The sequence below is a fragment of the Rhodococcus sp. 27YEA6 genome (assembly GCF_044908235.1).
Lineage (GTDB): Bacteria > Actinomycetota > Actinomycetes > Mycobacteriales > Mycobacteriaceae > Rhodococcus_F > Rhodococcus_F qingshengii.
Window position 1 is genome coordinate 326127 of the sequence record NZ_JBIYCY010000005.1, and the last position, 23284, is coordinate 349410.

At 63.3% G+C, this 23284-nt stretch carries 22 protein-coding genes; 6 read left to right on the top strand and 16 right to left on the bottom strand.

Going from position 1 to position 23284, the window contains the following annotated elements:
• The 9 genes from ABH939_RS16350 to ABH939_RS16390 form a co-directional block, all read right to left on the bottom strand.
• Positions 1 to 510, bottom strand: a complete 510-nt coding sequence (locus ABH939_RS16350; protein ID WP_030536425.1) for a shikimate kinase — start codon at positions 508 to 510, stop codon at positions 1 to 3.
• Between the two features lie 13 nt (positions 511 to 523).
• Positions 524 to 1711, bottom strand: a complete 1188-nt coding sequence (gene aroC / locus ABH939_RS16355) for a chorismate synthase (RefSeq protein ID WP_081558810.1) — start codon at positions 1709 to 1711, stop codon at positions 524 to 526.
• Positions 1712 to 1822: 111 nt separating this feature from the next.
• Complete coding sequence (locus ABH939_RS16360) at positions 1823 to 2521, bottom strand: S1 family peptidase (protein WP_007728030.1); 699 nt, start codon at positions 2519 to 2521, stop codon at positions 1823 to 1825.
• Between the two features lie 225 nt (positions 2522 to 2746).
• Positions 2747 to 3253, bottom strand: coding sequence for an A24 family peptidase (locus ABH939_RS16365; RefSeq protein ID WP_307850397.1), 507 nt, complete (start codon positions 3251 to 3253; stop codon positions 2747 to 2749).
• 197 nt (positions 3254 to 3450) lie between these two features.
• The gene (locus ABH939_RS16370; RefSeq protein ID WP_081557839.1) at positions 3451 to 4290 is read right to left on the bottom strand and encodes a shikimate dehydrogenase; all 840 of its coding nucleotides are present in this window, start codon (positions 4288 to 4290) and stop codon (positions 3451 to 3453) included.
• Entirely contained in the window at positions 4280 to 5590 is a 1311-nt protein-coding gene (gene mltG / locus ABH939_RS16375; RefSeq protein WP_042445689.1) for an endolytic transglycosylase MltG, read from the bottom strand. Before mltG ends, ABH939_RS16370 begins: the two co-directional genes overlap by 11 nt.
• Positions 5587 to 6120 (bottom strand): Holliday junction resolvase RuvX, encoded by a 534-nt coding sequence (gene ruvX / locus ABH939_RS16380; protein ID WP_003944838.1) that lies wholly within the window; start codon positions 6118 to 6120, stop codon positions 5587 to 5589. The genes mltG and ruvX overlap by 4 nt, the downstream gene beginning before the upstream one ends.
• Before the next feature lie 2 nt (positions 6121 to 6122).
• A complete protein-coding gene (gene alaS / locus ABH939_RS16385; RefSeq protein ID WP_311094830.1) occupies positions 6123 to 8795 on the bottom strand; it encodes an alanine--tRNA ligase in 2673 nt (890 codons plus the stop codon).
• Positions 8796 to 8872: 77 nt separating this feature from the next.
• Positions 8873 to 10312, bottom strand: coding sequence for a replication-associated recombination protein A (locus ABH939_RS16390; RefSeq protein ID WP_370852743.1), 1440 nt, complete (start codon positions 10310 to 10312; stop codon positions 8873 to 8875).
• Positions 10313 to 10408: 96 nt separating this feature from the next.
• Between ABH939_RS16390 and ABH939_RS16395 the strand changes: the two genes are divergently transcribed.
• On the top strand, positions 10409 to 10789 hold the full coding sequence (locus ABH939_RS16395) for a nuclear transport factor 2 family protein (RefSeq protein ID WP_003944973.1): 381 nt from the start codon (positions 10409 to 10411) through the stop codon (positions 10787 to 10789).
• Positions 10790 to 10860: 71 nt separating this feature from the next.
• Here ABH939_RS16395 and ABH939_RS16400 read toward each other — a convergent pair whose 3' ends face one another.
• From ABH939_RS16400 to aspS, 3 genes are all read right to left on the bottom strand, one after another.
• Positions 10861 to 12042: a kinase gene (locus ABH939_RS16400; protein ID WP_047270379.1), complete on the bottom strand. Its 1182-nt coding sequence runs from the start codon at positions 12040 to 12042 to the stop codon at positions 10861 to 10863.
• Between the two features lie 191 nt (positions 12043 to 12233).
• Complete coding sequence (locus ABH939_RS16405) at positions 12234 to 13199, bottom strand: DUF389 domain-containing protein (RefSeq protein WP_058038752.1); 966 nt, start codon at positions 13197 to 13199, stop codon at positions 12234 to 12236.
• 18 nt (positions 13200 to 13217) lie between these two features.
• Positions 13218 to 15026, bottom strand: coding sequence for an aspartate--tRNA ligase (gene aspS / locus ABH939_RS16410; RefSeq protein ID WP_404649812.1), 1809 nt, complete (start codon positions 15024 to 15026; stop codon positions 13218 to 13220).
• A gap of 163 nt (positions 15027 to 15189) precedes the next feature.
• On the opposite strand from aspS, the gene ABH939_RS16415 reads away from it, so the two are divergent.
• The 3 genes from ABH939_RS16415 to ABH939_RS16425 all read left to right on the top strand — a co-directional run bounded on the left by ABH939_RS16415 (position 15190) and on the right by ABH939_RS16425 (position 17536).
• Positions 15190 to 16113 (top strand): neutral zinc metallopeptidase, encoded by a 924-nt coding sequence (locus ABH939_RS16415; RefSeq protein ID WP_021332960.1) that lies wholly within the window; start codon positions 15190 to 15192, stop codon positions 16111 to 16113.
• A gap of 74 nt (positions 16114 to 16187) precedes the next feature.
• Positions 16188 to 16817: an ArsR/SmtB family transcription factor gene (locus ABH939_RS16420; RefSeq protein WP_404649813.1), complete on the top strand. Its 630-nt coding sequence runs from the start codon at positions 16188 to 16190 to the stop codon at positions 16815 to 16817.
• A gap of 2 nt (positions 16818 to 16819) precedes the next feature.
• Entirely contained in the window at positions 16820 to 17536 is a 717-nt protein-coding gene (locus tag ABH939_RS16425; RefSeq protein WP_058038751.1) for a hypothetical protein, read from the top strand.
• A gap of 4 nt (positions 17537 to 17540) precedes the next feature.
• Here the strand turns inward: ABH939_RS16425 and ABH939_RS16430 are convergent, their stop codons facing one another.
• The 4 genes from ABH939_RS16430 to ABH939_RS16445 all read right to left on the bottom strand — a co-directional run bounded on the left by ABH939_RS16430 (position 17541) and on the right by ABH939_RS16445 (position 20929).
• Complete coding sequence (locus ABH939_RS16430; RefSeq protein ID WP_007728051.1) at positions 17541 to 18941, bottom strand: DUF2252 domain-containing protein; 1401 nt, start codon at positions 18939 to 18941, stop codon at positions 17541 to 17543.
• Positions 18942 to 18953: 12 nt separating this feature from the next.
• Complete coding sequence (locus ABH939_RS16435) at positions 18954 to 19391, bottom strand: DUF1622 domain-containing protein (RefSeq protein WP_404649814.1); 438 nt, start codon at positions 19389 to 19391, stop codon at positions 18954 to 18956.
• A gap of 51 nt (positions 19392 to 19442) precedes the next feature.
• On the bottom strand, positions 19443 to 20474 hold the full coding sequence (locus tag ABH939_RS16440; protein WP_230691688.1) for an ABC transporter substrate-binding protein: 1032 nt from the start codon (positions 20472 to 20474) through the stop codon (positions 19443 to 19445).
• A gap of 101 nt (positions 20475 to 20575) precedes the next feature.
• A complete protein-coding gene (locus ABH939_RS16445; RefSeq protein ID WP_164490578.1) occupies positions 20576 to 20929 on the bottom strand; it encodes a zinc ribbon domain-containing protein YjdM in 354 nt (117 codons plus the stop codon).
• A 104-nt stretch (positions 20930 to 21033) separates the two neighbouring features.
• Between ABH939_RS16445 and ABH939_RS16450 the strand changes: the two genes are divergently transcribed.
• Together ABH939_RS16450 and ABH939_RS16455 are read left to right on the top strand one after the other, a co-directional pair.
• Positions 21034 to 21666 carry a TetR/AcrR family transcriptional regulator gene (locus tag ABH939_RS16450; protein ID WP_003944787.1) on the top strand — a complete coding sequence of 211 codons (633 nt, stop codon included), beginning with the start codon at positions 21034 to 21036 and terminating at the stop codon, positions 21664 to 21666.
• Between the two features lie 41 nt (positions 21667 to 21707).
• Positions 21708 to 23279: an MDR family MFS transporter gene (locus tag ABH939_RS16455; protein ID WP_003944867.1), complete on the top strand. Its 1572-nt coding sequence runs from the start codon at positions 21708 to 21710 to the stop codon at positions 23277 to 23279.
• The last annotated feature ends 5 nt before the right edge of the window (positions 23280 to 23284 follow it).

Genomic DNA, 23284 nt, shown 5'->3' on the forward strand with positions numbered 1-23284 from the left:
TCATTTGTCTTGAAGTTTCGACACCAGTTGCCCGACGACACGCGCCGGACTTCGGCCGTCGGTCCGAATCCGAATCGTGGCCGAACGCCGGTACAGCGGACGACGACGCCTCATCAACTCCTGGTACTTGACCTTGGGATCTCCGCCGGCCAGCAGCGGGCGATGATTGTTCGCCCCCGTGCGGCGAAGCCCTTCGGCGACACTGATCTCGAGGTAGATGACCGTGTGCCCCTGGAGCAGTTCGCGCGTGCGATCGGAGAGGATCGCACCACCGCCGAGCGAGACGATTCCGTCAGTGGCCTGCAACGCTTCGCGAACCACCGATTCCTCGATTTCACGAAACCGAGGCTCTCCGTCATGGGTGAAGATCTCCGGGATCGTCCTACCCGTGGTCCGTTCGATCTCGGCGTCGGTATCGACCAACTCGAGTTCGAGTGCCTGCGCGAGACGTCGACCGATGGTCGATTTGCCGGCACCGGGCGGACCGATGAGTACAGCCTTCGGCTTCATCGATACGTGAGTCCTATCGAGGCGGTCGGGCTGCGATGCCCTCGGCGTAACGACGGTAGTTGGCAGTGGTTTCAGCAATGGAATCACCACCGAACTTTTCGAGTGCGGCCTGAGCCACGACGAGCGCGACCATCGACTCGGCGACGACGCCGGCGGCCGGAACCGCGCACACGTCGCTGCGCTGGTGGATGGCAACCGCTTCCTCGCCGCTCTCCATGTCGACCGTCGCCAGAGCGCGCGGAACCGTCGAGATCGGCTTCATCGCGGCGCGAACTCGAAGAGCCTCACCATTGGTCATGCCACCTTCGATTCCGCCTGCGCGGTTCGTGGAGCGCACGATGCCGTCCGGGCCCGGACGGATCTCGTCGTGAGCTTCGCTGCCACGACGGCGCGCGGTCTCGAAGCCGTCGCCGACCTCGACGCCCTTGATGGCCTGAATTCCCATGAGAGCAGCAGCAAGTCGTGAATCGAGACGCTCGGCGCCGCTGACGAAAGTGCCGAGTCCGACCGGCAGGCCGTGGATGACGACCTCCACGACGCCACCGAGGGTGTCGCCGTCCTTCTTCGCCGATTCGATTTCGGCGATCATCGACTCTTCTGCAGCCTTGTCGAATGCGCGGACCGGGCTCGCGTCGATCGCGTCGAGATCCTTGCCCTCCGGCACGGGTCCGACGTACGGCTCGGAAGCACCGATGGAAATAACGTGTGAAACGACCTCGGCACCGAATACCTGACGCAGGAAGGACCGTGCGACGGTTCCAGCGGCCACGCGGGCTGCGGTCTCGCGAGCGCTGGCGCGCTCGAGGACGGGACGCGCGTCGTTGAAGCCGTACTTGAGCATGCCGCTGTAATCGGCGTGTCCGGGACGCGGGCGCGTCAACGGGGCATTGCGAGCCTGATCGGCGAGCAGGTCCGGGTCGACCGGGTCGGCGGACATGATGGTTTCCCACTTGGGCCACTCGGTGTTGCCGACCTCGATGGCCACGGGGCCACCGAGCGTAAATCCGTGGCGGACACCGCCGATGATGGTGACCTTGTCGGCCTCGAACTTCATCCGTGCGCCACGGCCGTAACCGAGTCGACGACGGGCAAGTTCGGACGAGATGGCCTCAGAGGTCACTTCGACCCCCGCGACCATGCCCTCGAGCATCGCGACGAGGGCGGGACCATGGGATTCTCCGGCAGTTATCCAACGCAGCACGCCGACCATCTTTCCACGTCGCAGACCTCAGTTGTCACAGTGGTCCTCCCGGTGAACACAGATGGCCCACACGCACGAGGCGTGTGGGCCATCTCAGAGGTACCTGTGGGTCTAGAACAGGCGGAATCCTCCACCGTTTGCGTTGATGTCAGCCAAACCGATGTTGATGTCCGCCGAGTTGTCGGGAGCGTGGAACGGCGGCGGAAGCGGCTCGAAGCAGTACGGCGGGTAGCCGTTGCTGATCAAGCCCACCAGGCGGTCACCGACGACGAGCGGTCCACCGGAATCACCGGGAATCGAGCACGTGTGCTCGACGATCTCACCGTAGACGGAGTCGTAACCCCAGGTGATACCGCACGTGTTGCCGGTCGAACGGCCTTCCTTGCACACGATCGTGCCCGGTGCCGGCGGGGCGCCGATTCCGTTGATCGTCGTGCCGCCGACGGTACGCAGCGGAGCTACCTTGGCGTCGTCGAGATCGATCACGGCGATGTCCGAGACCGGACTCGAGTAAGAGAACCGACCGATGGGTCCGGCCTCGGGCAGGTACTCGGCGAACACCCGGTCCCCGACAACTCCGCAGTGTCCGGCGGTGAGTGCCACGAGAGAACCGGCGTTGTCGTAGCCGACCGCAGTCAACGTGCATGCTGCAACTCGGTCAGGATCGGAGTGATCCACGTCCGGCAGCAGGATTCCTGAGCCCCCGCCCAGTGCCACCGATGAAGGTGCAGGCGCGGCGCCGGCGACGCCCGCTCCTGCAGCCACAGCCGCCAAACAGGCTGCCGCAGCGACGAAAAGCCTTGTGCGCATAGGTTCCCCCGATAATCGAGTGCGAAACGAGATTCGTTTTGTCCCATTTCCGAAACCTCAGTGAACGTCAGGATGTGGACATTCGGCAAGTCCGACTCGCCGCATACTGGGACCGCGCGCTGGCAATACCCGCATTTATGAAACCGACGGTTACGTCTTTCCTGCAGTTCACCGTCCGTCGTTGAACGGTCAATAACGCCAGACTTCTCGCGGATGTTGCACTCGTCACGTCAGCCAGGCAAACGCAATCGAACCGCAGGCTGCCAGGCACATCGAGGGTCCGTGCGCAATGGGCGAATTGTGGGCTACCAGCCCTCGTCTTCGCAGTTCCAGCGCGGTGCCCAGCGTTGCGGTGAGCACCGAGGCAGACACCAACGACCACAGCCAGGCGTCCGCTCCCACCAATCCGGTCACGGCGCCCAGAGGAAGCGAGAGCTTCACATCGCCGACGCCCATGGAACCAGGCGACATCACGTGCGCCAGGAGGTGGATTCCGGCGAGCAGTGCCGACCCCACCACCGCCACCCACACCGTTCCCGACACCGTCGCGTAGACCATCACGACGGCGTAGCCCGGCAGCGTGAAACTGTTGGGCAGCCGACGCACAGCCAGGTCGACAGTCGAGATCGCGACGCACCACCACACCACGGCGAGACCGGAAAATAACTGCACCACCGAGGTATTCAGCGCACCGACGACAACCCAGCCTGTTGCGACGGCGCACTGCGGCACACAACAGAAAGTCACGACTGGTCGATAACCGTGTCGCCGCAACCAATTGTCGACGATCGCCCGAGCTCCGAAGCCAGCGACTACCCCCGAGCCTGCCAAGACCATCAATGTCCACATGGTTTCGAGCTTGGCGTCTGCCGTTCGCCAGCGGCAGACTACGAATCGTCTTGTGGACTACCTCGACACTGTGAACAGACCTAAGCGATAGCGGCTGCCATCGCCTCTCGCGGAGCGGGCTTGCCCGTGAACTGCTCTACCTGCCCGAAGGCCTGATTGAGCAACATCTCGAGGCCACCGATCACCGTGCCACCGGCCGCCTCGACAACCGAAGCAAGTGGCGTCGGCCAGGGGTTGTAGATCGCGTCGAGGACAAATCGCGCCTTCCCCAATTGCTGGGCAAAGGGCGCTGCCGCTTCCGCGGGAACGGTACTGACCAAAACCGAGGATTCGGCACAGATCCCGCCTAGCTGTGCGTCGTCGAAGGCGACCAGATCAATGTCCAACCCGACCGCGCCGCCGCATTCGATGGCACCGGATGCGCGCCCCGGATCACGCGCGACCACGGTGACTGTCCGAACTCCCATGTCGGCCAACGCGACCAATGCCGGCCGCGCGGTGCCGCCCGCGCCGACAACTACCGCCGAAGTGCCGCTGAGATCGCCGACACCGCCGGCGATCAACGCACCGCTGACTCCGTCGACGTCCGTGCAGTCGGCACGCCAACCGCCGTCGATGCGAACCAGGGTGTTGGCCGAGCCGATGGTCACCGCTCGCGGTGTGCGTTCGGTGGCATATTCGAGTGCTGCGATCTTGCCCGGCATCGTCACCGAGAGGCCGATCCATTCGGGGCCGAGTGAGTCGACGAGGGCAGGCAACTGCTCGCCGGTGCATTCGATCCGCTCGTAGGTCCAATCGCTCAGCCCCAAAGCCGCGTACGCCGCAAGATGCAGCAACGGGGACTTCGAGTGAGCGATCGGGCTTCCGAGAACTGCCGCCTTACGTGGCGTCGCGAGCGAAGTCGCGGTACTACCGTCCACTGTCGAGAATCCCACTTTGCTGTGCCAGTTCGATGTTGGCCAAATGCTCCTCGTAGCTCTTGGTGAAGAGCGTCTGGCCTTCCTTGTTGATCGTGACGAAGTACAACCAGTCACCGGCCGCCGGCGATTCCACGGCCTTCAGTGCGTCGATGCTCGGCGAAGCGATGGGCGTTGCAGGCAGACCCGGCATTGCGTACGTGTTCCACGGCGTGACGCGCTCACGGTCGGCATCCGTGGTTGCGACCTCGGTGGTGTCGAGTGAATAGTTGACCGTGGAGTCGAACTGCAGAGGCTGATCGACTGCGAGTCGGTTGACGATCACCCGCGCGACCTTGGCCATGTCAGCGGGCAACGCCTCACGCTCAACCAGCGACGCTGCCACCAACAACTGGTACGGAGACATTCCGACCCCGCTGCCGGCTGTCAGAATTCCCGTGGCCTCGTACTTGGCGGCGCTACCCTCGACCAACGACCGCAGGATCTCGGTCGGTGTCGCAGTGGGATCGAAATCCCAACTGCTGGCGGCGATCAGGCCTTCGAGCTGACGGTCCTTGTCCGGCACGCTCTTGACCGACGACATCGCCCATTCGGGCACGCCGAGCGAAGCCAGATCGGAAGATGCTCCCGCAGTGTTCAATTCGTCTGTCGAGACACATTTCTGAGCGGAAACCGGGCCGACACAACTCGCCTCGGAAATGAGGTTGTAGATGCCCTTCTTGAGCGAGCCGGTCTGCGCGTCCGAACTGTCGTGCAGCTGACGCCCTTCGGCGATGACAACACTGCCGACTCGGGAGTCCGGGGCAACCAAGGTGTCGAGTGCGCTCGCGGCGCTACTCTGCACCGGCACCTGGTAGAAGCCGGGTTGCACCTTCTGGATCTCAGACGGATTGGCGATCGCCGCGTTGTAGAAAGCAGCGGAACTCGCGACGACGTTCTTCGCCTCGAGCGTCGCACCGATCTCCGATGCAGTTTCTCCACTGTTGATCTGGATGACCACGGGTGCGCCGCCGGGGCCGGCAAAATCCTCCGCGGTCTTGTTGCGATCCATGTACCAGAGAGCGCCGTATGCACCGACACCGAGGACTGCGATCACCAACACCAGCAGGGCGAGAACGCCGACCTTCTTGCCACGCTTGGCGCGCTTGTTGCGCGCTTCGCGTTGCTTGCGTGCCTCGGCTCGCGACATATGCGGCGGATCGATGTTCTGCGGCAGTGCACGCATGACCATGGTCTCGTCGTTGTCGAAGTCGAACGAACTGGTGGGCCGGCTTCCGCCGCCCTCATCCCACCGCGCGTTCACAGATCGCCCTCCAGTGCAGCGTCCTTCGACGACTCCCCTGGTTTCACAGCTCTACTCCGCTCGTCCAGCCAGCCTTGCAGGATTTCCACCGCCGCAGCCTGATCGATCATCGGTCGCTGGCCGCGTGCCTTGACTCCACTTTCGCGGAGATTGCGCGCAGCCGTGACGGTCGTCAGTCGTTCGTCGGACAGTCTCACCGGGATCGGTTCGACGGCCCGCTGCAGTCGTTTGGCGAATGCAGTCGCGATACCGGCGGCTTTACCTTGCTCACCGCGCAGCGTCTGTGGCAGTCCGACGATAACCTCAACGGCCTCGTATTCGGACACGATGGCGATAATGCGCCGGATATCCGGCGCGTCGGGCCCACGCTCCTTCGAGCGTGGAACCGTTTCCACCGGTGTCGCGAGGATGCCGTCGGGGTCGCTGGACGCGACGCCGATGCGAACACTGCCCACGTCGATGGCGATGCGCCGCCCGCGACCAGGGTCGTCGATGCCGGGGCGATCGGGACCCTGCTGCGTAGCCACCACCGTCAGCTGCCGCCCGCCAGCTCTCCGACTCTGTCCCGGATCGCATCGAGCGCCGCCGGGATTCCTGCGGAGTCCGAACCCGAACCCTGGGCCATGTCGGGCTTTCCGCCGCCGCGGCCGCCGATCTTGGGACCGAACGACGCGACCAGCTCACCGGCCTTCACACCGAGACCTTGAGCTGCCTTGCTCGAGGCGACCACGAACGGAACCTTGCCGTCGACGTCACCGAGCAGAGCTACGACGGCAGGTTCGGAGCCGAGGCGACCCTTGATGTCCGTGACGAGGCTGCGCAGGTCGTTTCCGCCGACTCCGGCGGGAGCAGGCTCGGCGATGACGAGGACACTGCCGATGCGCTTGGCCTTGGCGACGTACTCGCCTGCTGACGCCAGCACTGCCTTGGCCTTTGTCTGTTCGAGTTCCTTCTCGGCCACCTTGAGTCGCTCGACGAGCGCCTCGACGCGGGCGGGCACCTCTTCCGAAGGAACCTTCAGCGAGGAGGAGAGTCCGGCCAGGAGCGCGCGTTCCTTGGCGAGGTAGCGGTAGGAGTCCAAACCGACGTACGCCTCGACGCGTCGGATTCCGGAGCCGACCGACTGTTCACCGAGCAGCGTTACCTGACCGATCTGTGCGGAGCTTCCGACGTGAGTGCCACCGCACAGTTCCATCGAGAACGGGCCGCCGATTTCGACGACGCGAACCTCGTCGCCGTAGTTCTCACCGAAGAGTGCCATCGCACCCATCGCCTTGGCCTTGTCGAGATCCGTGACAAATGTGTTGACCGCGTAGTTCGACGCCACGGCTTCGTTGGTGAGTGCCTCGATGTCCTGCTTCTGGGAGTCGGACAGCGCGCCCTGCCAGGAGAAGTCGAAGCGGAGGTAACCCGGCTTGTTGAGCGAGCCTGCCTGCACCGCGTTGGGGCCGAGCACCTGACGCAGCGCCGCGTGCACCATGTGGGTGCCGGAGTGCCCCTGGGTTGCACCCTTGCGCCACTCGGCGTCGACGTGCGCGAGTACGACGTCGCCCTCGGTGATCTCGCCCTTCTGCACCGTCACCTTGTGCGTCCAGACCTTCTTGGCGATCTTCTGTACGTCGTTGACCTTGGCTTCGAGGCCCGGAGCGGTGAGCGAACCGATGTCGGCGATCTGTCCACCGGACTCTGCGTAAAGCGGGCTGCGGTCGAGGATGACCTCGACGTCCTGACCGGCCTTCGCGACCGGCACGCGGACACCGTCGACGATCAGTGCGAGGACGTGCGCCTCGGAGACGAGCTCGTCGAAACCGGTGAACTCGGTGGCACCTCGGTCGAGCAGTTCCTTGTAGACCGTGAGGTCGGCATGGGCGTGCTTGCGCGCTTGAGCGTCGTCCTTGGCGCGCTTGCGCTGCTCGGCCATGAGCGCGCGGAAGCCGTCCTCGTCCACGGTGAGACCGGCCTCGGACGCCATCTCGAGCGTGAGATCGATCGGGAAGCCGTAGGTGTCGTGCAGTGCAAATGCCTGATCGCCGGCGATGACCGACTTTCCGGACGACTTGACCGTCTCGGCAGCATTCTCGAACAGAGCAGAACCCGAAGCCAGCGTCTTGAGGAACGCGGTCTCCTCGCCGACGGCGACGTTCTCGATGCGCGTGAAGTCGGTTTCCAAAACCGGGTACGACGGCGCCATCGTGTCGCGGACGACGACCATGAACTCGCGCATGGTGGGCTGCTCGCTGCCGAGCAGTTTGGCCGAACGCACGATGCGACGCAGCAACCGGCGCAGGACGTAGCCGCGGCCGTAGTTGCCGGGGTTCACACCGTCGGCGATCAACATCGCTGCGGTGCGTGCGTGGTCGGCGATGACGCGGAAACGGACGTCTGAAGTGTGGTCGGTCCCGTAGACACTGCCGGTCAGTTCGGCGGCCTTGTCGATGACGGGGCGGAGAAGATCTGTCTCGTAGACGTTTTCGACGCCCTGCAGGAGGAACGCAACGCGCTCGACGCCCATGCCGGTGTCGATGTTCTTCTTCGGCAACGGTCCGAGGATCGGGTAGTCGCCCTTGTTGGTGCCCTCGCCGCGCTCGTTCTGCATGAACACGAGGTTCCAGATCTCGATGTAGCGATCCTCGTCGGCTTCGGGGCCACCCTCGACGCCGTATTCGGCGCCGCGGTCGTAGAAGATCTCCGAGCAGGGACCGCACGGCCCGGGAATGCCCATGGACCAGTAGTTGTCCTTCATGCCGCGGCGCTGGATGCGCTCTTCGGGCACTCCTACCTCGTCGCGCCAGATCGAGAACGCTTCGTCGTCGTCGAGGTAGACGGTGGCCCACAGGCGCGTGGGATCGATGCCGTATCCGCCGTCCTCGACCGAACCTGTCAGCAACTGCCAGGCGTGGGAGATGGCTTCCTTCTTGAAGTAGTCACCGAAGGAGAAGTTGCCCGCCATCTGGAAGAAGGTGTTGTGGCGGGTGGTGATGCCGACCTCTTCGATGTCCAGGGTGCGGACGCACTTCTGCACGGACGTCGCCCGTGAGTAGGACGGCGTCTGCTGCCCGAGGAAGAACGGCACGAACGGAACCATGCCCGCGTTGACGAACAGAAGGTTCGGGTCGTCGAGAATCAGCGAGGCGCTGGGCACCTCGGTGTGGCCGGCCTTGACGAAGTGGTCGAGGAATCGCCTGCGGATCTCGTGGGTTTGCACTAACCGGTCCTTACCTTCAAGAGCGTCGAGCTATGGGTGTCCAGACTAACGCGTCGGCCGGTGGAACCTGGCAGGCGTCAGCCACGAACTATTCGGCGAAGTTTGCTCACCCGATCGGCGATCTCCCGCTCGTTGCCGTGCGCGGTGGGCTGGTAATAGTCGACACCCACCAGATCGTCCGGTGGATACTGTTGCCGCAGAACACCATCACGTGTGTCGTGCGGGTACTTGTATCCGACTGCGTTGCCCAATTGCTCGGCGCCCTTGTAGTGCCCGTCACGCAGGTGCGGCGGTACCAGTCCGGATTTTCCGGCGGCCACGTCGGCCATGGCCGCGCCGAGTGCGGCGATGACCGCACCCGATTTGGGAGCCGTCGCCAGATGAATGGTGGCCTGTGCCAGCGCCAGACGAGCCTCCGGCATACCGATCAGCTGCACTGCCTGCGCCGCGGCGGTGGCAGTCTGCAGCGCCATCGGATCAGCCATGCCGATGTCTTCGCTGGCGTGAACCACCAGACGCCGTGCGATGAAGCGAGGGTCTTCGCCCGCGGTCAGCATCCGTGCGAGGTAGTGCAGGGCGGCGTCGACGTCTGATCCACGAATGCTCTTGATGAATGCACTGATGACGTCGTAGTGCTGATCTCCGGCACGGTCGTACCGAACCGCGGCCTTGTCGACACTGGCCTCGACGGTCGCGAGGTCGAGCACCACCGGGCCCGAAGCGTCACCGGCCGTGTCCAGTGCAGCTCCGGCGGCAGCCTCGAGTGCCGTCAGGGCTCGGCGGGCGTCGCCGGCCGCCAGACGAACGAGGTGTTCCATCGCGTCGTCGTCGATCGTGATCGCTCCGCCGAACCCGCGTTCGTCGGCGACAGCGCGCTCGAGCAGTTCCTGGACATCCGCAGCGGTGAGCGATTGCAGTTGCAGGACCAACGAGCGCGACAACAGAGCGGAGACGACCGAGAACGACGGGTTCTCGGTGGTCGCGCCGACCAAGAGCACGATGCGGTTCTCGACCGCGGCGAGCAAGGCGTCCTGCTGGGTCTTGGAGAAGCGATGAACTTCGTCGATGAACAAGACGGTTTGTTCGCCGTTCAGCAGGCGGCGGCGCGCGAGTTCGATGACACCGCGGACTTCTTTGACTCCGGCGGACAGAGCCGACAGAGCCTCGAACCGGCGGCCGGTAGCACCCGAGATCAACGATGCGAGCGTGGTCTTGCCGGTGCCGGGAGGTCCGTACAGAAGTACCGATGCGGCGCCGGACCCCTCGACCATTCTGCGGAGTGGCGCGCCGGGCCCGAGTAAGTGCTGTTGGCCGACAACTTCACCAAGAGTGAGCGGACGCATGCGGACAGCCAGAGGAGCACCGGGCGGCACCGAGGACAGGGCGCGCTCGGCTACAGACACGACATCTGGTTCGTCGACGATCGCGGATTCCTCCGGAGTTGCCTCGAACAGGCCGTCTTCCGCCACCACGCCGTCTTTCGCCCCCACACTGTCTTCCGCTTGCCAATCGCTCACGAATCGACGCTACTAGAGACCACCGACGCCCGACACAATCCGCTGTTCCGCCAGCCCTCACCCAGTCGTGAATCCGCATTGGATAGCGTTGTCGCCATGAGCACCTCCGAGATCGCCACCGTCCTCGCGTGGCACGATGCACTCAACTCCCAAGACGTCGACACTCTGCTGCAGTTGTCGAGTGACGACATCGAGGTAGGCGGCCCCAAGGGCGCGAGCCAGGGACTCGCTGCCCTGCGCGAGTGGGCCACCAACGCCGGCATCACGCTCGTCCCCGGAAAGATGTACGTCCACCACGGCGTGGTCGTCGTCGAACAGACCGCAACGTGGGCGGCCGAACCGGACAAGTCCGCGACCCTGGCCTCTGCTTTCCGAGTCGTGGCCGACCAGGTGACGTCGACGTTCCGGCATCCCGATCTGGCGACAGCGCTCGCGGCGACGGACCTGTCCGAGAACGATCTGGTCTCCGACAACTGAGCGGACTCGACCGAGAAAGGGCGCTCGTGCTTCGTGCACGGGCGCCCTTCTGCATATGGTCAGTCAGAAACTCAACTGAACTCGGTGCGCAGAGCCGCCACGACGTCGCGGGCGTGTGCCTCGACGGCGGCGTTGCCGGCGAGCTGAGCCGAGCGTGCGAGCCTGGCCCAGCGTCCGACCAGTGCGTCGGCGCGTGGAATCGAGAGATAATGTTCGCGGACGGCGGCGATACGCGAATGATCCTCGGGCAGGTACAGATAGGTACTGAGCCAGACCCAGATGAGTTGGGCCTCGACGATCCGGCGGCCCAATTCGGCCTCGTCGGCCAGGGCGGGCCACATCCCCACTACCTCGGCCCGCCAGGCATCGACCATCGCCGACGCCCGCTCTTCGGTCAGGTCGATGTTGCACAGGCAACCGGGGAAAGACACCAACGCGTAGGTGATGTCGAGGAGGGCATCGCGGTAGCCACCCCACTCGTAGTCGAGGAACTGCACGCCGTCGTCGTTGACAATGATGTTGTCGGGGCACAGGTCCGACGGACTGAAGGCACGGAACCGGCCACCGCTGAACAGTGTCTGCGCATGCTGAACCTGCTCGAGAATGTCCGAACTCACATCGATGCCGAGACTTTCCACCAGCATCGCGGGAACACCGGCCACTGCGCGTCCCACCTGATCCGCAACTTCATCGGAGCAATGGGCAACCTCGGCTCGACGCAGCAGTGCGGTGAAGTCGTCCTCCCGGCCGACGGTCGCGGCGTGCATGCGTCCCATTGCCTGAGCCATGGCCATCAACGTGTAAGTGACGGTGTCCGGGTCGGAGTCTTCGAGTCGGACGCTGATTGCGGTGGCGTCGCCGAGATCACTCAGGATCAGGAGGCGAGCATCGAGGTCGGACGCCAACAGTTCGGCGCCGGGGCGTGCGTCCTTGGCAAGCGCGTTGGCGAACTGATACGACACCGCTTCACGAAGGAATGCGGTCTCGACGTCGAAGTCACCTTCGGACGCGGCCGGGAGCGCAATCGCTGTTTTGGTAGCTCCCTGGAAGTTGTCGCGGACCTGCTTGATCACCAAAGTTCGGGGCAGGGAGAACGGGTTCTCGGCGACACGAACGCGCAGCACGACGGTGCGGCCACTCCCCCCGAGATCTACGGGATCCACCAGGGTTACGGGTGCCCCTGTGCGGCGTGTCAGCAACTGCTCAGCAGCTGCGACGACTTCGGAAACGGGGTCTGCCAGTAATGCGGTCATCACCGACCAACTTACCCGTTAGTGACTCCGATCATGCCCAGCTCGTCCGCTCGCAGCGGAGAATTCAAGGCCTCACAGCAACAGAAATTGCCGACTACCTGCGGCGATGACAAAAGTCCCTAATCGCCACACCGGCTCACAGTTCTCTCGAGAATTTTGCTGTCGGTGAGCAGAACTCCGAACCTGCGACGTCATGGAGTTTTGTCCTCGTCGACAAATCGAGAAATGCCTTTCAACGCTGCTTCGAATTCCTCGTCGGCCCGGGTTCTGAGCCAGAGAACAATCACGCAGGCAGTGACGATCCCGAGCAGGTTGACAGCCAGTTGCAGAGACGACAACCCGGCGATCCGCCATTCTCCGTTTGCTGCCGCAACCACCGCGAAACCGGCGGCAGGAACCGTGGTGACAGAGATGAACACCCCGACCAAGGCAGCGGACTTCGACGAGACGAGTGCCAGCATCCCAGCCGCACCGGCAAGAAGCGCGACGACAAACGAAATGGGCCCGACCTTGTATACGAAATCGACCTCGTGGAGTGACTCGAGACTGACGACGTCCATCCATCCGAAGAACTTCACCACGAACGTTGCGGCAAGCGTCACGCCCATCGCGATAGGGAATCCGACGGCAAGCGCGAGAATCGAACGCCGACGCAACCGTCGATCCCGCCGTACGAGTGCGACTGCCAAAGCAGCCAGCGGACCGAACTCCGGACCGACGACCATGGCGCCGACGATCGTGATCTGAGAGTCGGTCACGACGCCGATCGCGGCCAGCAGACACGCAATGGTCAGGAACGCGACGAACAATCCGTTGAGAGTCGACTCTTCGCGAGTGCGGGACAGCAATTCCTCCCACACGACGGAATCCGCGGGATCACCAGGCACGTCACGCTCGGCTTTGCGCGCCGCCGCCGACAACACCGTCTCGACCGGTACGAGCGTCATTCCGCCGTCCTCGGCGACGCCGAGTTCGTTCAGGGCATCGACGACGTCGTTTGCCGCCTCACGGGCGACGTCGGCCTCCACCATGTCGCCGGCAGGATGAACCGCGACGTCGCGCATCACGACGATGTGTGTCGCGCCCCGCTGCGACGCGAGCGCACCGAGAACTTGCTCGGTGCGCTCGGTCGGGCAGATCACCCGCAAATGCAGCATGGCGATCCGGTGTCGGCTCTACTTGGCTTCGCCGGTGTCGCCTTCGGACTTCTTGTCCTCTGACTTCTTCTCGGGCTTCGCGTCGATACCCGATTCCTTGCGCTGCTGAGCCGAGATCGGTGCCGGAGCATCCGTCAGCGGGTCGACGCCGCCGCCGGACTTCGGGAACGCGATGACCTCACGGATGGAATCCATGCCGGCGAGGAGCGCGGTGATGCGGTCCCAGCCGAATGCGATTCCGCCGTGCGGCGGCGCACCGAAGGCGAAGGCGTCGAGGAGGAAGCCGAACTGCTCCTGCGCCTCTTCCTCGGAGATACCCATCACCTTGAACACTCGTTCCTGAATGTCCTTGCGGTGGATACGAATACTGCCGCCGCCGATCTCGTTGCCGTTGCAGACGATGTCGTACGCGTAGGCGAGAGCGGAATCCGGATCGGTGTCGAACGTGTCGAAGAACTCCGGCTTCGGCGACGTGAACGCGTGGTGCACGGCGGTCCACGCGGAGTGGCCGAGAGCGACGTCACCGGATGCAGTGGCGTCGGCGGTCGGCTCGAACATCGGAGCGTCGACGATCCACACGAAGGCCCACGCGTCAGGATCGATGAGGTCCTTCTTGCGGGCGATCTCACCACGGGCAGCGCCGAGGAGGGCGCGCATCGGCTTCGTTGCACCAGCTGCGAAGAAGACGCAGTCTCCCGGCTGAGCTCCGACGTGGGCGGCCAGGCCCTCACGCTCGGCGTCGGTCAGGTTCCTGGCAACAGGTCCACCGAGAGTGCCGTCTTCACCGACCAACACGTACGCCAGACCCTTGGCCCCACGCTGCTTGGCCCATTCCTGCCAGGCGTCGAGTTGCTTGCGCGGCTGGCTTGCACCGCCGGGCATCACGACGGCGCCGACGTACTCCGCCTGGAACACGCGGAACGTCGTGTCCTTGAAGAAGTCCATGCACTCGACGAGTTCGATGTCGAAACGCAGGTCCGGCTTGTCGCTGCCGTAACGACGCATTGCCTCGGTGTAGGTCATGCGGTCGATCGGCGTCTTGATCTCGTGGCCGACGAGCTTCCAGAGCGCCGTCAGGATTTCCTCGGCGAGCAGGATGATGTCGTCCTGGTTGACGAAAGCCATCTCGATGTCGAGCTGAGTGAACTCGGGCTGGCGATCGGCGCGGAAATCCTCGTCGCGGTAGCAACGTGCGATCTGGTAGTAGCGCTCGATGCCGCCGACCATGAGGAGCTGCTTGAACAGCTGCGGGCTCTGCGGCAGTGCGTAGAAGCTACCGGGCTGAAGGCGCGACGGCACCAGGAAGTCACGGGCACCCTCGGGCGTCGAGCGCGTGAGCGTCGGAGTCTCGACCTCGACGAACTCGTGATGCGCGAGAACGCCGCGCGCTGCAGCACTTACCTTGGAGCGCAAGCGAATTGCGGAGCCGGGGCCTTCACGACGCAGGTCGAGGTAGCGGTACTTGAGGCGCGCTTCTTCGCCGACCTGATCGTCGAGCTGGAACGGAAGCGGTGCGCTTTCGTTGAGAACCTCGAGTTCTGTGGCGTTGACCTCGATCGCTCCGGTGGGGATCTCGAAGTTCTGGTTGCCCTCTGGGCGAACCTCGACCGTTCCGGTCACGCGAACGCAGTATTCCGCGCGCAGACGGTGCGCCTGCTCGGCCACGTCACCTGCCCGGAAAACTACCTGCGCAACTCCGGATGCATCACGGAGATCAATGAAGATCACTCCGCCGTGATCACGACGCCTGGCTACCCAACCGGTGAGCGTTACGGTCTGCTCTGCCTGCTCGGGTCGCAATGAACCGGCGAGATGTGTGCGCAGCACGGGATTCCTTTCGAACTACTTCCAATAACCGACGACCGACTACTTTGCCTGCGATCCTACGGAGCGAACTGCACAGAGCGGAAACGCGGACCCGCATCGCATGCGAAGCTATCTCCAGAAGTGACGGCAAGCACTTGTTCACGACAGCAGAAAGCGGACATAGATGACCTTCAACGAGGGGGCCCGCGGCGAAGCGGGACGCGTTCAGGTTCAAGGCGGCGGGGGTGGCGGTGGCCGCGGCGGCAAAATCGCGATCGGCGGTGGCGCGGGCGGCATTATCGTTCTGATCCTGGCGCTGTTGTTCGGCGGTGACCCCGGCTCACTCCTGGGTACGTCTACCGAGACTTCGAGTTCGTCGACCGGACTGTCGTCGGTCGACGAGTGCACCGGCGCTCAGGCAAACGCCGATGTGAACTGCCGCGTCACACTGACCGTCGGAAGCCTCGACGACGTTTGGGAACAGCAGTTGGTCAAGCAGACCGGCACGGCGTACGTGCGACCCGAAGTCATTCTGTTCAGCGGTTCGGTCAACACCGGTTGCGGCCAGGCGTCTAGTGACGTCGGTCCGTTCTACTGCCCGGCCGACCAGACTGCGTACTTCGACACGAGTTTCTTCCAACTACTCGTCGACCGTTTCGGTTCCAGCGCCGGACCGCTCGCACAGGAGTACGTGGTCGCGCACGAGTTCGGACATCACATCCAGAATCAGCTCGGCGACATCGGCCGCGCGCAGGCCGACCCGCAGGGTGAGCAGTCGGGTGCGGTTCGCACCGAACTCCAGGCCGATTGCTACGCCGGCGTCTGGGCACATTTTGCGGACACGATTCCCGACGAAGCGACCGGTCAACCATTCCTGAAGCCCTTGTCCGAGAGCGATATTCGAGACGCCCTCTCGGCGGCGTCATCGGTGGGCGACGACCGCATCCAGAAGTCCACGACCGGTCGGGTCAACCCCGAAGGCTGGACACACGGCTCCTCCGCACAGCGGCAGGCGTGGTTCAAGACCGGATACCAGACCGGCCAGATTTCGTCGTGTGACACGTACTCGGCGCGGGATCTGAACAACCCGCCCGACCTCAAGCGATAGCGAACCTCCGAAACCATCCCACCGACAATTTTTTCTGTCTTGACAGATTCAGTTGTCGGTGGGATGGTTTTCTCATGTTGGACGTAGCAGTCATCGATCGCCCCGGAGCTGCCGAGGCGTCGCTCGATCCGATTCGGCAACGGATTCTGACCGAATTGGCGGTGCCGGGATCGGCATCCTCGCTGGCGCCCCGGATCGGGCTGACACGCCAGAAGGTGAACTATCACCTGCGCACTCTCGAAGACCACGGACTTGTCGAGCTCGTCGAGGAACGCAAGCGAGGCAACATGACCGAGCGAATCATGCAGGCCAGCGCCGCGTCGTACGTCATATCCCCTGCCGCCATGTCGGCGCTCGCCCCGGACCCGGGCCGGTTCCCCGATCAACTCTCGGCGCGCTGGCTCGTCAGTCTCGCAGCGCGGATCGTCCGAGAGGTCGGCGAACTGATCGCCGGAGCAACTGCAGCCGGAAAACCGTTGGCGTCCTTTGCCATCGACAGCGACATCACCTTTGCCACGGCGGCCGACCGTGCCGCCTTCGCCGGCGAACTCGGCGAGTCGATCAACTCACTCGTCGCCAAGTATCACGACGGCAATTCCGAAGGCGGACGCAAACACCGCCTCGTTGTCGCCCTGCATCCCAGCCTCACCACACCCCAAACCATCACAACCCAAGCGATCGACGCGCCCGAAACGGAGAAGTAGCAATGTCCGAGAAATTCGAAATCCGCCGCGAGGTGGTCGTCCCAGGAACCCCCGAGCAGATCTGGGCCGCCATCTCGGCCGAAACGGCCGGCTGGATGTTCCCCTCCCCTCTCGAGATCCCCGCCGACGGCAGCCGCCCGGACAGCCCGATCATCGCGACCTGGGAGCCGCCCCGCGAACTCGCCATCCACATGCAAGGCCCCGACGGCTGGTTCAACAACCTCGAATACGTCGTCGAAGCACGCGACGAGAGCACCGCCGTTGTCCGCTACGTCCACGCCGGAGTGTTTGCCGATGACTGGGACAACCAGTACGACGGCGCGAGCAAGCACACGGACTTCTACCTGCACAGTCTCGGCCAATACGTGCGGTACTTCGCCGGAAAACCCGTCACCTATGTCTCGGCCGAAGGCCCGGAATCCTCGTCCGCGCCGCAAGCGATGGGAACGCTTCGCAGCGCCCTCGGAATCACCTCGGGCGCCGGTGTCGGTGACTCCGCGTCGGTGGAAGTCCCCGGAATCGGAACCGTCGACGCGATTGTCGACTACATCAACGACTGGTTCATCGGCTTGCGCACCGAGGACGCATTGCTGCGGTTCTACGGCCGAAATGCTTTCGGCGGCAACGTCGACGCGGCCCATCACCTCTTCGCAGAGGGCGCTGACGGTGGATCAGCAACGGCAGCGTGGCAGGGCTGGCTCGACGGCGTGTTCGCCTGAGTCGTCACACTCCCCGCTCTGCTGACACGCGACCGTCGTCGATCGCGGTCAGCAGAGCGGCATGATCGCGTGCATTGCGCTTGGCGTAGGCAGCCGCGAACTCCCCGATCGCGAAATCGAATTCGGTTCCGTCACCGAGATATTCGGCGATCGCTATCCGATCGGACGAGCGAGCGTGTGCGTAGGCAAGGACCCTGGCGCACAGGCGCCCGTAGAGTTCCAGCCCCTGCGGCACCATCTCTTCGATGACTGCCGACCCTTTACCGTCACGCAGTTGACGAATGTAGAAATCGTGCTCACCCTCGTCGAGCCCCGGCCCTCGTTCCCAGCCGAGAAAGATGTCGCTTGTCGCTTGCATCAAGCGTTGCCCGTTGACGACGCGTTCCCCTTCGTTCTTGAAGGTCGGACCATCGACGTAGCCGGACAATACCGAGGGTTGCGCTTCCTTGACCTGCAGGATCAACGGATCGTCGTCGTCGACGCCTTTCATGAGGATCATCCATGCGCGTGTTCCGACGCTCCCGACACCGACAACCTTCCGCGCAATGTGCGTCATCTCGAAGCTTTCGAGCAACACCCGACGGTCCCACTGCAGCGTGCTCCGATACGACCGAACGCGCTGACGTAGCAACTCCTCGATCTGCGTGAGATCGGTCCCTGCGAACAACTCGTTTGCGGGCACGATCAGCGGCGGATCACTGATGAATTGCCGCCGGCCGTCGACGATTTCGGTGAACTTGCCTGCCGCCTGCACACTGTCGCGGCGACGAGCCTTGTCCAGCGTCGCTTGTGTGCGAGCAAGCATGCGCTTCTTCAGGTCGATCTGGAGAGCCTCGAGCCCGTCCTCGGGTGCGATGTGCGAGTACCAGACTGCAAGATTTCCCAATCCTGCCTGGGTGATCATGGTTTCCCGATACTCGGCCGCGCATCCGCGAACGATCTTCTTCCGCTCCTTGCCCGAAAATCCGTTGTCCTTTGCGGCGATCACCAAACTTGCGGCCAGTCGTTTCACGTCCCATTCGAACGGTCCCGGGTACGTTTCGTCGAAGTCGTTGATGTCGAACGCGAGCTTTCGCTCGGGCGTCGCATAGATACCGAAGTTGCTCAGGTGCGCGTCGCCGCAGAGTTGGCTGGCAAGACCCGAATCCGGACTGCGTGACAAATCGTCGGCCATCACCAGCGCAGCGCCGCGGAAGAACGAGAACCGCGATGCCGACATCCGCCCGTATCGGATGGGCACCAGGTCCTGTACCCGCGACTTCGCCTGCAATTCGAGCAGTGATATCGGATCACGGTCACTCTCTGCCAGATCCGCGAGCGCGGCCAATGGCGTATCTCTACGCGCCTGACGGCCGCGTGCCCGCCTTTCGTCGACCGTGAGATGCTCGGTGCGCACTGCTGTCATCTGCCCGACCTTTCACTCGCAACGGCTATCGCTACGAACTCGACGCGTCGGCGTCGTGCGGCCTCCTGATCCGCGCGCTGCGCGTACCAGGAGTTCCGGACTTGACACCAACGCCTTGCGCCACGGAAGTACCCCGTCGATCTCGATCTGAATCGACAGGCTCAGCACGGTCCGAATAAGAACGATCATGCCCAGAACTGCGGCGTCTGTCAGCGACGGCGACGACGTCACCGTCTTCACCAGATCAGCGGCGACAAGGATCTCGAGGCCGAGAAGGATGACCGCGCCCATGGTCTCGCGCAGAGTACGAAACGCCGAACTACCGTCCCGCGTTCGACTCCATGCGCGCCCCGCGATCACGAATGCGAACACGAACCCGAGAACCATGGCGACAACACCGAGTACCTCGAACCATTCGGTGACCAGCTCGAAGAACCTGATTTTGTCCATGGTCATGATTCTCGAGGTAATGCACCGATAAGTCGAGGTGACACGACGGCGTCAGCTGAAGATCCGCTCGATGTCGTCGAGTCGCAGCTCGGTCGCGCGGGGAGAATAGCCCGAGCCCCACAGGCTGTCGTCGACGTAATGGACGTTCCCCGAGCGGACAGCGGGAAGACGCTCCCAGAGCGGGTTCATCGCCAACTGCGCGCGGACGTCCTGCTGGTCCTGGAATGCGCCCACGATGATCACGTCGCTGGTCACCTGATCGAGTTGCTCCGCTGTGAGTGTGCGCGTGAACTCCTCCGATGTAGCTCGTTCGCCGGGGAAACCGAGGGCGTCGAGAAGAGCGTCGACCTGGTTGTAGACGACACCGTTCTCGCCGGTGCGGAGGAGGGTCACCGACGGCAACGAACCGAGGGCGGAGAGTCGATCCTTGATTGTGAGGAGGCGGTCTTCCGTTCGCGCGTTCAATTCGGCCGCCGCGTCTTCGCGTCGGACCGCGACGCCCATCGAGGTGACCAATTTCTTCATCTCGTCCCACGTGAGGTACCCGTTGAAGCCGGCGAATACTGGAACACCGGTCGCGGAGAGTTCGTCGTAGGACTTTGCCGCATAAGCATTTCCGGCGGTCAGGAGCATGACGATCAGATCCGGCGACGCGCCGATGATCGCTTCCTTGTTCCACGTCCCCGCCGTGCCGAGGTTCGGGATGTTCGCAGCCTCCGGCATCGTACGCAACACCGCGTCACCGCTCACACCCTCGAGACCGAAGAAGCCGCCGACGATCTTCTCCGGCGGCACACCGAGGTCGAGCACCGTCGCCATGGCGCTGACATGGGCGATGACCATTCGCTGCGGGTCCGACGGAATCTCGACACTGCCCGTCTCATCCTGCACTGTGACGAGACCACTTGGCGCCGAGCCGTTTTCGTCGCTGCTGCACGCTGCCAGCAAGGTCGCGGCCGCGGCACCGAGCCCGGCGCCGAGGAAACCCCTGCGCGTCAGCGCATCGACGATGCGTTTCCACTGCTCGTCTGTATCGAGTGCGGTGTTATCGAGTGCGGGCGCCAGGCAGATCGAGTTCGGCACAGTTCGGTCCATTCGTTCGAGCGGTCGAGAATCACCTCGATTGTGGCTATCGAACCGTCGAAACTGAACAGGATTTCGAGCCGACAACTATCGCTGTCCGGTCACACCTTCTTGACGACGCTCGACTTCAATTGCATCGGTCCGATGCCGTCGACCTTGCAGTCGATGTCGTGGTCACCAACACCCTGAACAAGGCGGATGTTGCGAACTTTCGTACCTGACTTGATGCCGGTCGGACTGCCCTTCACCTTGAGCGTCTTGACGACCGTCACCGTGTCGCCGTCCGCAAGAATGTTGCCTACGGCATCTTTCACCACACCCAGGTCCTCGCCGGCACTATCGGTCGGCGCCCACTCGTGCGCGCAGGACGGGCAGACCATCAACGCGCCCATCTCGTAGGTGTATTCGCCGGCGCATTCAGGGCAAGGGGGCAAGGTGTCTTCCACGCGGTTCATCCTATCCACCAGGCACCCGATCCCCATTTTTGCATTTCATGAGGCACCCTTGGGCGAAATATTGCATTCGATGAAACTTTGCACTCTGTGCAATTATGGATGAAATGGGAACCGAAACTCTCGGATTGCGCGAACGAAAACGAATTGCGACGAGGCAGCTGATCGAGCACACCGCCGTCGAACTCGTTCTCGACCTGGGCTATGACGAAGTGACCGTCGAGAAAATCTGCGAAGCCTGCAATCTGTCGACCCGCACGTTCTTCAACTACTTCCCCACCAAGGACGCAGCGATCGGCGGGCTCATGCTCGTCGTGCCAAGTGAGACGACCATGCTCACGCTCATCGGCGAGCACCCGGACGATCCGCTGCGCGGCGCTCTCGCGGTATTCGAGGCGGCGATGCAAATCGTCGACGAGCGACCCGATCTGCTCGCGCATCGACGCGAATTGTTCGAGCGTCATCCCACGCTGTTGCAACAACATCTGGCCACCTTCCACGATCTTGAAGACACGCTCACCCGGATCCTCACGCGGGAGTTGTCGAACAGAACCGAGTATCGCCGCCTGCACTCGGACACAGCCGCTGCCGACGAAGCCACAGCAACGGTCATCACCGCAGGCGCCGCGATGCGTTACGTCTTCCGAAAATGGCAGAACAGTGAACGGGCAAGCCCCAGAACAGATTTGCTCGATCCGGCACTACTCCTGATGGCTCGAATACTGAGGTCCGAGAGCTGATCCACACTCTCGCACCCGCCGTCACTCAACTAAGGAACTACATGTCCACTCGAGAAGCTGCGACCGTCGAGCCCGACGGCACGCATACCGACACCGAGGCCTCGCCGGACAAACGGTCGATCATCCTCGTTTTTGTCGGGCTGATGATCACGATGCTTCTGGCTTCGCTCGACCAGATGATCTTCAGTACCGCTTTGCCCACCATCGTGGGCGAATTGAACGGCGTCAACCACATGGTCTGGGTGACGACGGCATACATCCTCGCCTCGACCGTCATGATGCCGGTGTACGGAAAACTCGGTGACCTGATCGGCCGCAAGGGCCTCTTCATCGGCGCCATCAGCATTTTCATCGTCGGTTCGGTGATCGGCGGTCTGTCCCACGACATGACCACACTCATCGCTGGTCGAGCCGTGCAGGGACTCGGCGGCGGCGGATTGATCCTGCTGTCCCAGGCGATCATCGCCGACGTCGTCCCCGCCAGGCAACGCGGCCGGTACATGGGTGCGATGGGCGGGGTGTTCGCACTGGCTTCGGTTGCCGGTCCCCTACTCGGCGGCTGGTTCACCGAGGGCATCGGTTGGCGTTGGGCCTTCTGGATCAACATCCCCCTAGGCCTACTCGCCATCGCGAGCGCGATGGCATTTCTGCACCTGCGGAAGCCGAACCTCGGCAAGCCTCGCATCGACTATCTGGGCATGGTTCTCGTCGCGACGGCAGCGACGTGTCTGATCCTGTTCACGACCTGGGGCGGAAACACCTACGCCTGGGGATCGGCCGTCATCATCGGGTTGATCGTCGGCTGCGTCGTGACGGCAGTGGCTTTTGTCTTCGTCGAAAAGCGTGCCGACGAACCGGTGATTCCGATGCACCTGTTCGCTCAGCGCAACTTCGTGTTGACCACCGTCGCCGGCCTGATCATCGGAATCGCCATGTTCGGTGCGCTCGCCTACCTGCCGACCTACATCCAAATGGTGACCGGCAAGAACGCCACCGAAGCTGGATTGATGATGATTCCCATGATGGCGGGCCTGCTCGTCGCCTCCATCGGGTCCGGCCAGCTGGTCAGCAAGACCGGCCGCTATAAGATCTTCCCCATCGTCGGAACATCCATCGTCGCTGTTGCTCTGGTCCTGCTCTCACGTCTGACGCCGTCGACCTCACTGCTGGTCTTCGGTTGCTACATCGCACTCATGGGTATCGGACTCGGCCTCGTCATGCAGATCTTGATCTTGATCGTGCAGAACACCTTCCCCGCGGCCGAAGTGGGAACGGCCACCGCGTCGAACAACTTCTTCCGCCAGATCGGTGCGTCGTTGGGCAGCGCGATCGTGGGCAGCCTGTTCGCCTCGCGTCTGACCAATCTCCTGGCCGAGCGACTCCCGGCGAATGGCGGCGCGGTCGGTGGTGACGAGAACTCCTTGACCCCGGGAATCCTCTGGAAGTTGCCGAGCCAGGTTCGCGAGATCATCGTCGGTGCATACAACGACGCGCTGGCGCCGATCTTCCTGTACCTCGTCCCCTTGGTCATCGCGGCGGTTGTCCTGTTGCTCTTCGTCAAGGAGAAGCCCCTCGCGACGACGATCGATCGCTCGGCGCCCCCGCTCGAGTAATTGAC